Origin of the sequence: Streptomyces sp. SID5785, assembly GCF_009870065.1 — a bacterium.
Lineage (GTDB): Bacteria > Actinomycetota > Actinomycetes > Streptomycetales > Streptomycetaceae > Streptomyces.
In genome coordinates, this window is sequence record NZ_WWIA01000976.1 from 1 (window position 1) to 14007 (window position 14007).

The 14007-nt window shown below is 70.5% G+C and carries 13 protein-coding genes; 5 read left to right on the forward strand and 8 right to left on the reverse strand.

Annotated elements, in window-relative coordinates:
• The coding region (locus GTW43_RS31750) for an AI-2E family transporter (RefSeq protein ID WP_161305427.1) at nucleotides 1-1228 on the forward strand (1228 nt) is incomplete at its 5' end.
• Nucleotides 1229-1302: 74 nt separating this feature from the next.
• Here the strand turns inward: GTW43_RS31750 and GTW43_RS31755 are convergent.
• Nucleotides 1303-1833 carry an alkyl hydroperoxide reductase gene (locus GTW43_RS31755; protein ID WP_161305428.1) on the reverse strand — a complete coding sequence of 177 codons (531 nt, stop codon included), beginning with the start codon at nucleotides 1831-1833 and terminating at the stop codon, nucleotides 1303-1305.
• A 15-nt stretch (nucleotides 1834-1848) separates the two neighbouring features.
• On the reverse strand, nucleotides 1849-2403 hold the full coding sequence (locus tag GTW43_RS31760; protein ID WP_161305429.1) for a peroxiredoxin: 555 nt from the start codon (nucleotides 2401-2403) through the stop codon (nucleotides 1849-1851).
• A gap of 133 nt (nucleotides 2404-2536) precedes the next feature.
• Between GTW43_RS31760 and GTW43_RS31765 the strand changes: the two genes are divergently transcribed.
• Nucleotides 2537-3493 carry a LysR substrate-binding domain-containing protein gene (locus GTW43_RS31765; RefSeq protein WP_161305430.1) on the forward strand — a complete coding sequence of 319 codons (957 nt, stop codon included), beginning with the start codon at nucleotides 2537-2539 and terminating at the stop codon, nucleotides 3491-3493.
• A gap of 61 nt (nucleotides 3494-3554) precedes the next feature.
• Here the strand turns inward: GTW43_RS31765 and GTW43_RS31770 are convergent, their stop codons facing one another.
• Nucleotides 3555-4406, reverse strand: a complete 852-nt coding sequence (locus GTW43_RS31770) for an NAD(P)H-binding protein (protein ID WP_161305431.1) — start codon at nucleotides 4404-4406, stop codon at nucleotides 3555-3557.
• 24 nt (nucleotides 4407-4430) lie between these two features.
• Nucleotides 4431-5324, reverse strand: coding sequence for a ScbA/BarX family gamma-butyrolactone biosynthesis protein (locus GTW43_RS31775; RefSeq protein WP_161305432.1), 894 nt, complete (start codon nucleotides 5322-5324; stop codon nucleotides 4431-4433).
• Between the two features lie 77 nt (nucleotides 5325-5401).
• Between GTW43_RS31775 and GTW43_RS31780 the strand changes: the two genes are divergently transcribed.
• A complete protein-coding gene (locus tag GTW43_RS31780) occupies nucleotides 5402-6070 on the forward strand; it encodes a ScbR family autoregulator-binding transcription factor (RefSeq protein ID WP_161302856.1) in 669 nt (222 codons plus the stop codon).
• A 31-nt stretch (nucleotides 6071-6101) separates the two neighbouring features.
• On the opposite strand, the gene GTW43_RS31785 is transcribed toward GTW43_RS31780, so the two are convergent.
• Together GTW43_RS31785 and GTW43_RS31790 are read right to left on the reverse strand one after the other, a co-directional pair.
• Nucleotides 6102-7580 carry an FAD-dependent monooxygenase gene (locus tag GTW43_RS31785; protein ID WP_161302855.1) on the reverse strand — a complete coding sequence of 493 codons (1479 nt, stop codon included), beginning with the start codon at nucleotides 7578-7580 and terminating at the stop codon, nucleotides 6102-6104.
• A gap of 226 nt (nucleotides 7581-7806) precedes the next feature.
• A complete protein-coding gene (locus GTW43_RS31790) occupies nucleotides 7807-8463 on the reverse strand; it encodes a ScbR family autoregulator-binding transcription factor (RefSeq protein ID WP_161302854.1) in 657 nt (218 codons plus the stop codon).
• A gap of 235 nt (nucleotides 8464-8698) precedes the next feature.
• Between GTW43_RS31790 and GTW43_RS31795 the strand changes: the two genes are divergently transcribed.
• Complete coding sequence (locus GTW43_RS31795; protein ID WP_161302853.1) at nucleotides 8699-9559, forward strand: transketolase; 861 nt, start codon at nucleotides 8699-8701, stop codon at nucleotides 9557-9559.
• 201 nt (nucleotides 9560-9760) lie between these two features.
• A complete protein-coding gene (locus GTW43_RS31800) occupies nucleotides 9761-11026 on the forward strand; it encodes a transposase (RefSeq protein WP_161302852.1) in 1266 nt (421 codons plus the stop codon).
• A gap of 20 nt (nucleotides 11027-11046) precedes the next feature.
• Here GTW43_RS31800 and GTW43_RS31805 read toward each other — a convergent pair whose 3' ends face one another.
• Nucleotides 11047-13446, reverse strand: a complete 2400-nt coding sequence (locus tag GTW43_RS31805; protein WP_161302851.1) for an ABC transporter permease — start codon at nucleotides 13444-13446, stop codon at nucleotides 11047-11049.
• On the reverse strand, nucleotides 13443-14007 hold a 565-nt coding region (locus tag GTW43_RS31810), incomplete at its 5' end, for an ABC transporter ATP-binding protein (protein ID WP_161305433.1). The genes GTW43_RS31805 and GTW43_RS31810, both read right to left, overlap by 4 nt.

Genomic DNA, 14007 nt, shown 5'->3' on the forward strand with positions numbered 1-14007 from the left:
CCCGGCGCCGGCCACGACCGGGTCCGGCGAGCCGCACACCGAGCACGTGCCCGCGCCGCCCGCCTACGCACCGGCCGTCGCCGCCCGGCCCGAGCCCGTCGCCGCCGTCCCCTGGGGGCTGCGGGTCGCCGCCGAGGCCGGCTGGCGCCTCCTCGTCCTCGCCGGGACGCTCTGGGTCCTCATGCGGGTCATCAGCTCGGTGCAGCTGGTCGTGTTCGCGTTCGTCGCGGCGCTGCTCATCACCGCCCTGCTGCAGCCGACGGTGGCCCGGCTGCGCCGGCACGGCGTGCCCCGCGGGCTGGCGACGGCGCTGACCGCGATCCTCGGCTTCGTCATCATGGGGCTCGTCGGCTGGTTCGTGGTCTGGCAGGTCCAGGAGAACATCGACACGCTCTCGGACCAGGTCCAGGACGGCATCGACGAGTTGCGCAAGTGGCTGCTCAACAGCCCCTTCCACGTGACCGACAACCAGATCAACGAGATCGCCAAGTCGCTGCGCGACGCGATCGGGGCGAACACGGACGAGATCACCTCCGCCGGGCTGGAGGGCGTCACCGTCATCGTCGAGGCGATGACCGGCATCCTCCTGACGATGTTCTCGACGCTGTTCCTGCTCTACGACGGCCGGCGCATCTGGGACTGGACGCTCAAGCTCGTCCCGGCGCAGGCCCGTCCGGGCATCGCGGGCGCCGGACCGCGCGCCTGGCGCACCCTGACCGCGTACGTGCGCGGCACGGTCATAGTCGCGCTGATCGACGCCATCTTCATCGGCCTCGGCATCTACTTCCTCGGGGTGCCGATGGCGGTGCCGCTGGCCGTGTTCATCTTCCTGTTCGCGTTCATCCCGCTCGTCGGCGCGGTGGTCTCCGGGGCGCTCGCGGTGGTCGTCGCGCTCGTCACCCAGGGCGTGTTCACGGCCGTGATGACGCTCGCCGTCGTCCTCGCCGTGCAGCAGATCGAGGGCCACATCCTCCAGCCGTTCATCCTCGGCCGGGCCGTGCGGGTGCACCCGCTGGCGGTGGTGCTCTCCGTCGCGACCGGCAGCATGGTGTCCGGGATCGGCGGCGCGGTGGTCGCGGTGCCGCTGGTGGCCGTGACGAACACCGTGGTGGTGTACCTGCGGGCCTGGTCCCGGGGCGAGGCCCTGCGCACGGCGCCGGAGCCGCGCGGGGCGACGGCCGTGGACGCCGCGGCCGCCCCGGTGCGGCCGCCCGCCGGGTCCGACTGACGGACACGAAGAGGGAGGGGCCCCGCCGCATCCGCGGCGGGGCCCCTCCCTCTTCGGCCCTCTTCGGGCGGTGGTTACGCGAGCGCGGCTTCCGCGTCCAGCGTGACCGCCACCGCCTGGATGACCGAGGCGATCTTGAAGGACTCCTGGATGACGTCACGGTCGACGCCCGCCTTGCGGAGCACCTGCTCGTGCGAGTCGAGGCACATGCCGCAGCCGTTGATCGCGGAGACCGCGAACGACCACAGCTCGAAGTCGACCTTGTCGACGCCCGGGTTGCCGATGACGTTCATCCGCAGACCCGCGCGCATCGTCCCGTACTCGTCGTCCGAGAGCAGGTGACGCGTGCGGTAGAAGACGTTGTTCATCGACATGATTGCGGCGGCCGACTTGGCGGCCTTGAACGCCTCCGGCGACAGGTTCGCCTCGGCCTCGGGGGCCAGTTCGCGCAGCACGCGCGGCGAGCGCGACGCGATCGCGCAGGCGAGGACCGTGCCCCACAGCTGCTGGGCCGGCAGGTCCGAGTTGCCGATGACCGAGCCCAGGTTGAGCTTCAGGTCCTTGGCGTAGTCCGGTACGGCGGACTTCAGTTCGTCGAGAGCCATGTCAGAACCTTCCGTTCACTCGCCCGAGAGCAGCGCGACCGGGTCGAGGGTCTCGTCGCCCTTGCTCCAGTTGCACGGGCAGAGCTCGTCCGTCTGGAGCGCGTCGAGGACCCGCAGGACCTCCTTGGGGTTACGGCCCACGGAACCGGCGGTCACCATCGTGAACTGGATCTCGTTGTTCTGGTCGACGATGAAGACGGCGCGCTGCGCGAAGCCGTCCTCGCCCTCGATGCCGAGGTCGCGCATGAGCTCGTGCTTCGAGTCGGCGAGCATCGGGAAGGGCAGGTCGGTGAGGTCCGGGTGGTCCTTGCGCCAGGCGTGGTGCACGAACTCGGAGTCGCCGGAGAAGCCGAGGACCTGCGCGTCACGGTCGGCGAACTCGTCGTTCAGCTTGCCGAAGGCGGCGATCTCGGTGGGGCACACGAAGGTGAAGTCCTTGGGCCACGCGAAGACGATCTTCCACTTGCCCTCGTAGGTCTTGTGGTCGATCTGCTGGAACTCCTGGCCCTTCTCCAGCGAGACACAGGCAGTCAGATCGAACGGGGGGAACTGGTCACCGACAGTGAGCACGCGCTCTCCTTGCAGCGAGAAAACGCCCTTTTGGGGCTGTTTTCCATGGGTTGGACTGCTCATGATCGTGGCACGGAGTGCATTGATTGCGGAAATAGCTAGACTCGGTCGAGTTGATCGGAGGTGGCTATCAGTGGCCGTACAGAACGGCAGACCCGCAGGCGTCCGGCGCCGGCAGCCCAGCCTGGCGCAACTGCGGGCGTTCGCCGCGGTCGCGGAGCATCTGCACTTCAGGGACGCGGCGGCCGCGATCGGGATGAGCCAGCCCGCCCTGTCCGGCGCGGTGTCCGCGCTCGAGGAGGCGCTCGGGGTGACCCTCGTCGAGCGTACGACGCGCAAGGTGCTGCTCTCGCCCGCCGGTGAGCGGATCGCCGTCCGGGCCCGGGCCGTCCTCGACGAGGTCGGCGCGCTCGTCGAGGAGGCGGAGGCGGTGCGGGCGCCGTTCACCGGGGTGCTGCGGCTCGGCGTGATCCCCACCGTCGCGCCCTACCTGCTGCCGACCCTGCTGCGGCTCGTCCACGAGACCTACCCGGACCTCGACCTCCAGGTGCACGAGGAGCAGACCTCCTCGCTGGTGGAGGGCGTCATGGCCGGGCGGCTCGACCTGCTGCTGCTCGCCGTGCCGCTCGGCGTGCCGGGCCTCGCCGAGATCCCGCTGTTCGACGAGGACTTCGTGCTCGTGACACCGCTCGACCACTGGCTCGGCGGACGCGAGGGCATCCCCCGCGAGGCGCTGCGCGAGCTGCACCTCCTGCTCCTCGACGAGGGACACTGCCTGCGGGACCAGGCGCTCGACATCTGCCGCGAGGCCGGCCGGGACGACGTGCCCGTCACCACGACCGCCGCCGGACTCTCCACGCTGGTCCAACTCGTCGCCGGGGGGCTGGGGGTGACGCTGCTGCCGCGCACCGCCGTCGCCGTCGAGACCAGCCGCAGCGCCCAGCTCCTGACCGGGTACTTCGCCGAGCCCGCGCCGTCCCGCCGGGTCGCGTTCGCGATGCGGTCGGGCGCGGCGCGCTCCGCGGAGTACCGGGAACTGGCCACCGCCCTGCGCCGGGCGCTCGCGGGGCTGCCGGTACGGGTGCTGTAGGGGCGAGCCGGGCCGACTCCGCTCTGACGCGGGCGGCGGACCGTCTCCTGGGGGGAGGGGCTCATGTCCGCTCCGTGAATCTGTACGCGTGGTCGGTCGCCCACGTCCGGAACGAACGTGCCGGACGCCCCAGGAGGTCCTCAACCTCCGTTGTCACCTGGCGTTTTGCTCCTGCGTACTGGCGCTGTGCACTCCGGAGAAGCGCCTCGGCGACAGGGCGCGGAAGCTGCCGCTCCAGATGGGCCCGGGCTTGGCCGGCGTCGAGTTCCTCGAACGTCAGTGAGCGTCCCAGGGCCCGGGAGAGCAGGGCTGTCTGCATGCGCGGGGAGAGCGCCGTCGGCCCCGTCAGCCGGTGGGCCGTTCCGACCGGTAGCTTGCGGGCGAGAGCCTGTACGGCCACATCGGCGACGTCCCGGGGGTCGACACACGAGTTGAGGGACGCGCCGTGGAGGGCGCGGACCACCCCGTCGGACCGGATCCCGGGCGCCCAGGACAGAGCATTGGACATGAAGGCGCGCGGACGCAGGAACGTCCAGTCGAGGCCGCTGGAGCGGATGATCCGTTCGTTTCGGCGCTGCCAGGACGTGATGAGGTCGTCGGCCCCCGCGTCCTCGACGGCAGCCGCGGACAACTTGACCAGATGGCGCACGCCGGCGGAGCGGGCGGCCTGGACGAAGGGGCGGTCGTGGTCGGCCAGGGGATCGTTGGTCACGAGCAGGGCAGCGTCGACACCTTGCAGCGCCCTGCGCAAGGACGGCGGATCGGAGTAGTCCGCTCTGACGAGTTCGGCGTCGGCGAAGGAACCCGCCAGGCGCTCCGGATGTCTCGTCAGGAGGCGCAGCGCATGGTGGGTGGCCAATCGGCCGGCCACCAAGGACCCGATGGTTCCGCTCGCTCCTGTGACGGCGATCATGTGGCTCCTCTCTGCTGGAGCTGGTCAGCCCGAGTACGTGGCGGTGAAGATCGGGGTGTCGTCCTGGAGGCACTCCACCCTGACAGTGGTCGCCGAACGGGGCGTTGCGTGCAGAACCTCCGCCGTGACCCGGCAGGGGATGTCGATCTCTCCGTAGCCGTGGAAGGTCGCGTCGGCAGCCGTGGGAAGGAACGGGAAGGGGGCCTGGACCGCCTGGGCCGCCTGCCTGCCGGCTTCGAGCAGCAGCATTCCCGGAATGTGGTCCTTGGGGGACTGGAACAGGGTCGAGTGGGACGTGTCGATGCTCAACTGCCAGGTGTTCTCGTCTCCGTGGGGGGCGAGGAGGACATCGGCGACGTCCGTCCTTCCCACGGTCCGGGGCGCGAGCAGGTGAGGCAGCTGCGCCGACCGGCGTGGCGCCGTGCGATCGCCTCGCAGGCGGGCATAGATCTGCGGACTGATGACGCGGCAGTGTATGAGCCCCCGGGCGACGGGTCGCCCGTCCTGCCAGGCGATGAGATCGAGGCGCTTCTTCCCCACGCGCGCTTCCCGCGCAGTTGTCCGGGAGGTGTCCACCTCCAGGGTCAACTCGCAGGGGCCGCCCTGCGCGTCGGGCACGGGCATGGAGTAGTCGTATTGGAGGGAGCCGAGGAGGAAGACGTGGTCCAGCGGTACGTCGTGGCCGGCGTGCAGGATCACGAGGCCGGCCTGGCGGAAGCTCTCGGCGAGCAGCAGCGGGTCGGGGCGGCCGTCCCGGGACGGCGGGAAGAAGGGGTGATCGTGGGGAAGCCGCGCCGATGCGAAGTGACGGCCGGCACCCGCTGCCTGCCAGCTGCGGATGAAGGTGTCGCGATCGGTGGTCCGGTGCGCGAAGGCGGCGGCCGAGTCGATGGTCGGGGAAAGCGGAGCAGTGAACATGGGGCCCTCTTTGCCAGGAGATGGTAAAATACAAACTGGGCGGTTTGTTCTTAGCTGGTGCGGACATGGAGGCACGCGTGCCGAAGCAAGACCGAGCGATCAGAACCCGGCGGGTCATCGTGGAAGCGGCGGCGGGCGTGTTCGAGGAGCGTGGCTTCCAGGCGGCGACGATCGCGGAGATCCTGGCTCGAGGCCAGGTCACCAAGGGTGCGCTGTACTTTCACTTTGCTTCCAAGGAAGCGTTGGCGCGGGGACTGCTCGAGGAGCAGTTGCCCGACGGTCTGCCGCTGTTGCCGAGGTCCATCAAGCTTCAGGAGGTCATCGACCTCATCGCGTCCCAGACGTACCGGCTGCGCACTGATCCTGTGGTGCGCGCAGCTGTGCGGCTGTCGCTGGACGAGGGGGCGATGGGTGGCCGTCGTGGCGACGCGTTCACGGGGTGGAGCGGACAACTCGCGCGCTCCATGGAGGAGGCGGCAGGCCGGGGTGAACTGCTGCCGCACGTGGTGCCAGGAGAATCGGCCGACGTCCTTGTCGGGGCTTTCGCAGGTATCCAGTCCATGTCGCAGGCGCTGTCGAACTACGCGGACCTGGCAGAACGCATGGAGGCACTGACCCGGCACCTGATGCCTGCCATCGCGCTGCCTTCGGTCCTGGCGTCTTTGGACTTCGACCTCGATCGGATTGCGCGGGCCGCCCTCGAGCAGGAACCGGCGGATGACGGCGAAGAGGTCGCGGCCGGCTGAACCCGGCCCCCGGTCCGGGGGGCCTTACCGCTCATGGTTCCTCGCCGAACCAGACACGCAGCGCTTCGGGCAGTGAGTCGGCGCTGTCGCAGGCCCATGCGACGTACCCGTCGGGCCGCACGAGTACGGCCTCCTGCGGCAGTCCTGCATCGGGTCGTACGGAGACCGTTCGCACGACGGTGTTCCACGCCCGGCTCTGCGCACGGTGTGTGCTGTCGGCGCCGGGCCCCGACAGGAGCAGGAGCGGGCGCCCCTCGGTCAGGAGTTCGACGACACTGGTTGACCGGCCGTCTTCTGTGACGAGCGGTCGGTTCGACAGGAACGTGCCTTCCAGGGGGGAGGCACCCTTCGTCCTGGGTGCGTAGCGGGTGTCCTGGGCGCTGATGGCGGCGGCCAGGTGGTTCTGGTCCTTGTCGTGCCGGATCAGGCCGGTGAAGAGGTCGCGCAGCGGGTCGAGTTCGGGGTCGGGGCGCATGAGTACCGCTTGTGCCCGGGTGTTGTCGATGACCCGCTGGGCTGCTTGGCGGCGCTCCTCGTCGTAGGTCTCGAGCAGGTCCTTCCCCGCTGTGCCGCGGATGCAATGAGCTAATTTCCAGCCGAGGTTGAGGGCGTCCTGGATCCCGGTGCTCAGGCCCTGTCCTCCGATGGGGAAGTGCGTGTGTGCGGCATCCCCCACCAGGGCGACCCGTCCGTCGAGGAACCGGTGGGCCAGTGTGGACACGTCGCTGAAGCGTCGTAGATGCAGCGCATCCGTCATCTTCAGGTCGCGGCCGAGAATGTAGGACGCCTCGCGCTGCAGCTCGCCCAACGTCACCGGGGCGCGACGGTCGGGAGGGGTTCCGGCGAAGGTGATCGCTCGAATCAGTGTGTAGCCGTTGCCGAAGTCGCGCGCGACGGTCCATCCGCGTCGAGTCCTGTGCCACCCGGCCGGCGCGGTTGCGGGATCGGCGAAGCGGACCACGCCGAGGAGCGCCGAGATGCGGGGAGCGCGGAAGTCCTTGGTGAAGCCCATCTGTTCGCGGATGGAGCTGTGTGCTCCGTCCGCGGCGGCGACATAGTCCGCGCTGATCCGATGGCTGCCGCGCTCGCTCTGGAGTGTCAGGTGCGCATGGTCCCGAGTGCGGCTGATCTGTGTGGCGCGGCAGCCGCGCAGGACGTGAACACCCCTGGCCCGGGCGTGCTGTTCGAAGGCCCGCTCGAGAACCGCCTGGGGGCACTTGGCCACAGGGGGAGGCTCGTGCTCGGGAGACGTGATGGCCAGGCCGTCGATGCCGGCGAAGTGAAACATCGCCGTGTTGTCCGAGGCTCCGTGTTCAGGAAGGACCTCCCTGTATCCGTGGCGCGCCAGCGACTGGAGTGCCCTGGCGTGCACGGTGTTGGCCTTCGGCTGATCCGACGTGGAGGCTGCCGTCTCCACGAGCGCGGTGCGTAGTCCGTACCGTCCGGCCTCGGCCGCCAGGAGCATTCCGACCGGGCCCCCTCCCACAATCGCGAGTTCCACACGTTCCATCGACTCATCCCCCGTGCGTGGTTGCTTAGCGATCCATCAGGCAGGCGCACTCGATGATCACCCGTCGTGCGGCCGTGCCGCTGCGGTGATGCGGTGGGACGGACGCCGTGGTGATCTGCCGAGTGCGGTGCTGGAGGTAAAGATACTGACCAAGCGGTTTTGTTTTCAATGTGGTCCAACGGCATGACGGGAAACTGTCGTTGGGGTGATCGGCCTTTGTGTGGTGTCACGAGGTGTTGGCCGGTGGTGTCCTCGGCGCGACCTGTGGCATGGATGTGTCTGTTCCTGCTGGGGAGAGTCCTGTGTCTGTCGTGGCCACCTTGGGGAGCAGCCATGCCCAGAGGTCGGTGATGGTGTGCGTCGCAAGCCACGACTTGTCGGTTCTGCCGAGTGTTTCAAGCCCCATGGTTGCGGCGGTGACGAAACGCGCGAGCGTGTGGTGGGCCTGCGGCGCGAGCAGGGCGCCTTGGTCTGCGGCGCAGATGAATCGGCGATCGACGAACGCGCGCCACTGACTCGGGAAGTCGACCGGGTTGCTGAGGGTTCCGTCCCGGTTGAGCCGCAGCCCGGCGCGTGCCACGACGTCCGCCCTCAACAGTCCGGCAATGGCGTGGGTGGAGTTGATCAGTTGCTGGAGTGCGCTGGACTGTCCGTGTTGCGCGGCCTGGGCGGCTCGCCGGAAGTGCTGGTGTGCCGCCTCCTGGACGGCATCCGACATCGCCGGCTTGCTGTCGAAGTGGAAGTGGAGGGCTCCGACGCTGACACCCGCTCCCGAGCTGATGTCGGTGAGGCGTGTCCCTGTGTAGCCGTGCGCCTCGAACGAGAGAGCGGCGGAGTGGATGAGAGCGTGCCGGGTGCGGGCGGCGCGCACCTGCTGGGTCACTGGTGCCTCCTTCGGGGGCGGGTTGCGGTCGAAGGGGTGCGCCCCATGTGTGCGCCACCCGGCCCGCAAGTATAGAACCGACCATGTGGTTCGTTTCATGCGCTTCATCGGTCGAGATGCGGCCGAAATGTCCAATAAAGGGACCCGTGACGGGCGGAGAGACCGTTTGCAAACCGGGCCGTCGGTTTGTAATCTACCGAGCGAGGCATGAACCTTCTCTGAAAGGGGTTGCGCTGTGGGCGTTGCGATCGTCCGGGCGGAGGTCGTCTATCGCGAGGAACTGGCAAAGATCGGCGCGGAAGACGCCCGAGTGGTGTGCGTGGAAGCCCTGCCGCGCGGCGCCCTGCATCCTTTCGAGGCGGCGCACCCGGACCGGTTCTTCCCGCTCGGCAGTGTGGAGAGCGCCATGGTGAGCATGGTTGAAGGGCTGGTCACGGCTGGGTTCAGGGTATTCGTGTGCGGTCTGGGCGACGCGGCCCGAGAGGCGCGGCTCCCTCGTCTGGCGCTCGCCTATCTGCGGGTGGGGGCGTCGGTGGTGGTGCCGGACATCGAGGACGGTCCGGCGGAGCTGCTGGGCGTGCCGCGCTTACGGATCGCGGCGCCGAGCGGCGTGCACGAGATCCGGTCGGTGGTGCGCATGGCGGTTCGTTCGGGGCGGCCGCACCACATCCGCATCGGAGCAGGGGCACCTGCCGACGTGACGGCGGACTGGACCGGAGCTGACGACGGAGAGATCCCCCCGGTTGTCTGGGGCGCCGGTCCGGAGTCCGGAGAGCCCGCGGACGCGAGGGTCTGCCTGGTCTCGGTCGGCGAGGACGGCACCCGGCTCGCACTGGCCGCCCGGGAACGGTACGCGGGGGTGGCGCACGCGCATCTGGTGTACGTCGACGACGGCCACTTGGCGGCTGCGGCGGGTCAAATGGCCCGGCACTACGACCGGTTCGTCGTGCTCGGTGGTTGGCAGGGACCGCAGGGTGTCCGACAGCGGCTGAGTCGGCTGATGCCCGGCTGCGCCGTCTTCGGGGTGGCGCTCGAGGGTGAGTTGGGCGCCGGTGTCGACCAGGTGCTGGCGTCCGTCGAAGGGCTTCGGCGGTGACCGGGCGTCGGTGCGGTCGGCCGCGACCCTGCAGCGCAGTCATGACAGGGCCCCGCCGGACCGGCGTGATCATCACCCGCAGGCTGCGCGAGGACAGGCACCGCGCGAGGGCGGTCAGCCGCGACCCGGGTGGCGTGACGCTGCCGGGCGGCGCGGAGAGGCGCCGCGCCGACTGGGGTCGCCGATGGAGAGGGGAGAACGGTGTCCACCGCAGGTCAGCAGGCGCTTCCCGACCACATGTCACCGAACGAACTCGCTGAGGTTCTCTCCGTGCTGCGCTCCATCCCCCGAAGCGACCAGCGGCGCTGGGGTGAGGTCTATGTGAGGGGGCTGCTCGCGGTCCGCGGGAAGAAGACCATGCGTGCTCTCGCCCACGGGGTGGGCAGCGGGGCCGAGCAGAGCCTCAACCAGTTCATCAGCAAGTCGCCGTGGGACGCCGATCAGGTGCGCGGCGACCTGGCACGGCTGCTCATCGCGCGTGCGCAGCCTCGTGCCTGGGTCGTGCAGCCCCTCGTGATCACGAAGGTGGGCCGGCACACGGTCGGCGTGGAACGGCAGTGGGTCCCACGGATCGGACGTGTCGTCAACTGCCAGCAGGCGATGAGCGTCTGGCTCGCGGGAGAGGACGGCAGCTGTCCTGTGGACTGGCAACTGGCGCTGCCCGAGTCCTGGACGAGCCAGGAGGACCTGCGCCGCCGTGCCGCCATCCCCACGGAGGTCGGCTCGTGCCCGCCCGAGCAGTGCGCCGTCGACGCGGTGAGCAAGATGACGCGGGAGTGGGGGCTGCGCGGTCGGCCGGTGGTGATGGACGGGCGGGAGGCGGCGCCGCAGACGGTCTGCGCCGAGCTGGCGGGCCGTCAGATTCCGTTCGTCGTCCGGATCGATCCGTCCTCCATCGCACCGATGCCGCCTGAGTCGAGGACAGGGAGGACAGGGCGGAGCGGGATCGGACCCGGTGACCGTGCCGGGGGACGGGCGGGAGCGGCCGGGCTGCTGACGGCCCTGCACAAGGAGCGCATACCGGTGGAGTGGTTCGACCACACGGAGCGCACCATGCGTGCCACGTCGGTCGGTGCCGTGCCTGTCGTGCTGCACGGGGGATCCACCGTGCAGCAAGGGCAGCCGGAAGGCCTCGACCTCGTACTGCTGGCCGCCTGGGCGGATTCCGGCCGGAGTTCCCCGAGCGAGTTCTGGCTCACCAACCTCGCGCAGTCGCCGCTCGGCGGTGTGTACCGCACGGCCATGCTCTCGCGGCGTGTGGAGCGCGATCTGGCGGAGGTGAGCGACGGCCTCGGCATCCGCGACTTCGAGGGCCGCTCGTACCGCGGTTGGCACCACCACATGACGATGGTGTCCCTGGCGCATGCCGTGACCGTGCTCTCGTCCTCCCGCGCGCAGGCCCCGCCCGGTGCTGCGGAAGGAGGGTCGCTGGTGCCGTCGGGCGAGCCCAGGGTCGGTGCGGCATGACCCGGGCCGGCCCGCGGACGTCACTCCGTGCGCAGGCCCTCCGGGCGCATCAGGCGGTACAGCGGCGGCAGGCTCAGCAGCGTGACGCCGGCGATCGCCGCAGCGCCCACACCCACCAGCGGCAGGAACACCCACCAGTCCGTCACCGTCCTGTCGACCATGCGGAGCATCAGCACCCCGAGGGCCAGGCCGCCCGACACCGCGAGCGCCATGCCGAGCACGACCGGGATCGCCGTCTGCCACAGCACCGACCAGGCGAGCGTGGAGCGCCGGGTGCCGTAGGCGACGAGCACTGACAACAGCCGCCTGCGCTCGCGCAGTTGCTCGATCTGGTTGATCAGCATCGACGCCGCGATCAGCGAGATCGTGATGGCCGCCGCGGTGAACAGACCGCGCTGGATACTGGCGAACTGCTTGTCCTGCTGGGTCGAGCTCAGCGTCCACACCCGCATCGCCGGGTCGATCCGGAACGCCGTGTTGCGGACGAACTCCAGCGCGTCCGGCACCGACTCGTCCACCTGGACCTGGGCCGACGTCGACGAGTTGTGCAGCACGCGCGTGTCGAACGCGGAGGGCGTGGCCAGGAGGCCGCCGAAGGTGTCCCCGCTCGGGTCGCGGCGTGATGTCACGGTCCGGGTGTTCTTCGGCAGGGTCCAGGAGACCGCCTTCTCCGCCTTCTTGTCGAAGTCCGCGCCGTCGACCTCCAGACGGGTGCCGGGACCGCCGATCTTCTTCAGCTCCGACTCCATGTACGCGTCGCCGGAACCGGTCACGCGGAACACGTCGCCGTCCGTGCACGAGGGCAGGTGCGCCAGCTCGCGCAGCGCGGCGCAGGTGCCGACGGAGAGCGTCACGCTCGACGTGTACCCGTCGGCGTCCGGCTTCGCGCCCGCGGGGCTGGCCCAGGTGTCGACCGTGCCGATGACCTTGCGCACGCCCTTCGTCGCGCCGAACTCGTTCACCATCCGCTGGGCGAGCGCGCCGCTCGGGAAGTTGGCGTTCGCTGAGATCTGCGCCCGCCGGGTGTCTGCGCCCGTCGACTTCACGAAGTCGTCGTCGACGGCGGTGGTGAACATCTGCAGGGCGATGCCGCCGGCCACCGCGATGGTGATGCCCGCGACCGCGCGGCTCGCCGCCGTGCTCGACAGCTGCAGCCTGCGCGTCGCCAGCTGCCACGGCACCGAACCGCCGTGCAGCCGGGCCACGACCGCCTCGACGAGCCACGGCAGCACCAGCACCAGACCGATCAGCAGCAGGCCGATCCCGGCCGAGATCCGCACCACGCCGAACGTGTCCGTGCTGCCGGTCGCGCTCGACATCAGCAGCAGCGCCGCGCCGATCACCGGGATCGGCAGCCGCCACCACAGCCTGCGGGACCGGCCGCGCCGGCTGCGGACCACGCCCAGGGGCTCGATCGCCACCGAGCGCAGGGCGAACAGGGTCACCGCGATCGAGGCCAGCGGCACCGCCACCACGATCAGCGCGCCCAGCACGGGCACCGGCGACAGGTCCGACGGGAACGCCGTCAGCCGCCACACCTCGACATGGGCGAGCAGCTGCCGTGCCGCGAGGAAGAACCCGGCGCCGAGCAGCACGCCGACGACCGCCCCGAACAGTGCCTCGCCCGCGGCCATCCGCCGGGTCATCCGCACGTCCGCGCCGACCAGGCGCAGCGCGGCGAGCCGCCGGTCGCGCCGCTCGCCGCCGAACCGCACGGCCGTCGCGATGAAGATCGCCACCGGCACGAGCAGCACGACGCAGGCCAGGATCACCATGACGACGAGCACGGGGTCCATCGGCGTGGTCCCGTACCGGTGTCCCCACGTGTCGTAGCGCCGTCCGTCCCGGTCGGCCGTGATCCTGTCCGAGCCGGCGTACACGTACAGGTCGAAGGGGTCGCTCAGGCCCGCCGGGGCGATCGTGCCCACGTCCCGGTACGGGTAGCGCTCCTTGAGGAGCTTGCCGTCGGGGGAGTCGAGCAGCCGGCGCAGGGCGGGGGAGACGACCATCTCGCCGGGGCCGGGCATCCGGTCGACGCCCGGCGGCAGCACCGGGTGCGCGCCGTCGGGGCGCAGCAGATAGCCGCCGACCGACGCGTCGCGGAACTCGGAGGACGCGTCCGTCAGGAGGAACGAGCGGTCCGAACGCGGCGCGGAGTCGCCGGTCGCGGTGACCCCGAGCTGGCGGGCGGCGCCGCGGTCGTCGCGCTGCTGCATCAGCGTCGGCACGGACGCCGCGCCGAGCAGCACGGCGACGCCGAGGCCGACCCCGATCGCGGTCAGGAGCGTACGGATCCAGCCCTCGCGGCCACCGGCGACGGCGCAGCGCACCCCGATCCGGAGGTCGCGGACGCGGCCGGTGAACCCCGGGCGGACGGGCGCGGGGGCGCGCTCCGCGGGGCGGTCGTCGAGCAGCGTCATCGGGCGAACTCCATGTCGCGGGACTTGCCGTCGCGCACCACGACCTCGCGGTCGGAGTAGGCGGCGACCCGCGCCTCGTGCGTGACCAGGACGACCGCGGCGTTGGCACCGCGGGCCGCCTCGGTGAGCAGCTCCATGACGCGCTCGCCGTTGAGGGAGTCGAGGGCGCCGGTCGGCTCGTCCGCGAACAGCACGCGCGGGCTCGTGACCAGGGAGCGGGCCACGGCGACGCGCTGGCCCTGACCGCCGGAGATCTCACCGGGCCGCTTGCCGGCCAGATCGTCGACCTCCAGGCGCTCCAGCCAGCCGGTGGCACGCCGCTCGGCCTCCTTGCGGCGCACGCCGTTCAGCCGCAGCGGCAGCGCGACGTTCTCGGCGCAGGTCAGCTCGGGCACCAGCTGGCCGAACTGGAACACGAAGCCGAACTCGCCGCGCCGCAGGGCGCTGCGCTCGGCGTCGGACATCGAGGTCAGCTCGCGGCCGCCGTACGTGATGGAGCCGGAGTCCGGCGTGACGATGCCGGCGAGGCAGTGCAGCAGCGTCGACTTGCCGGAGCCGGAA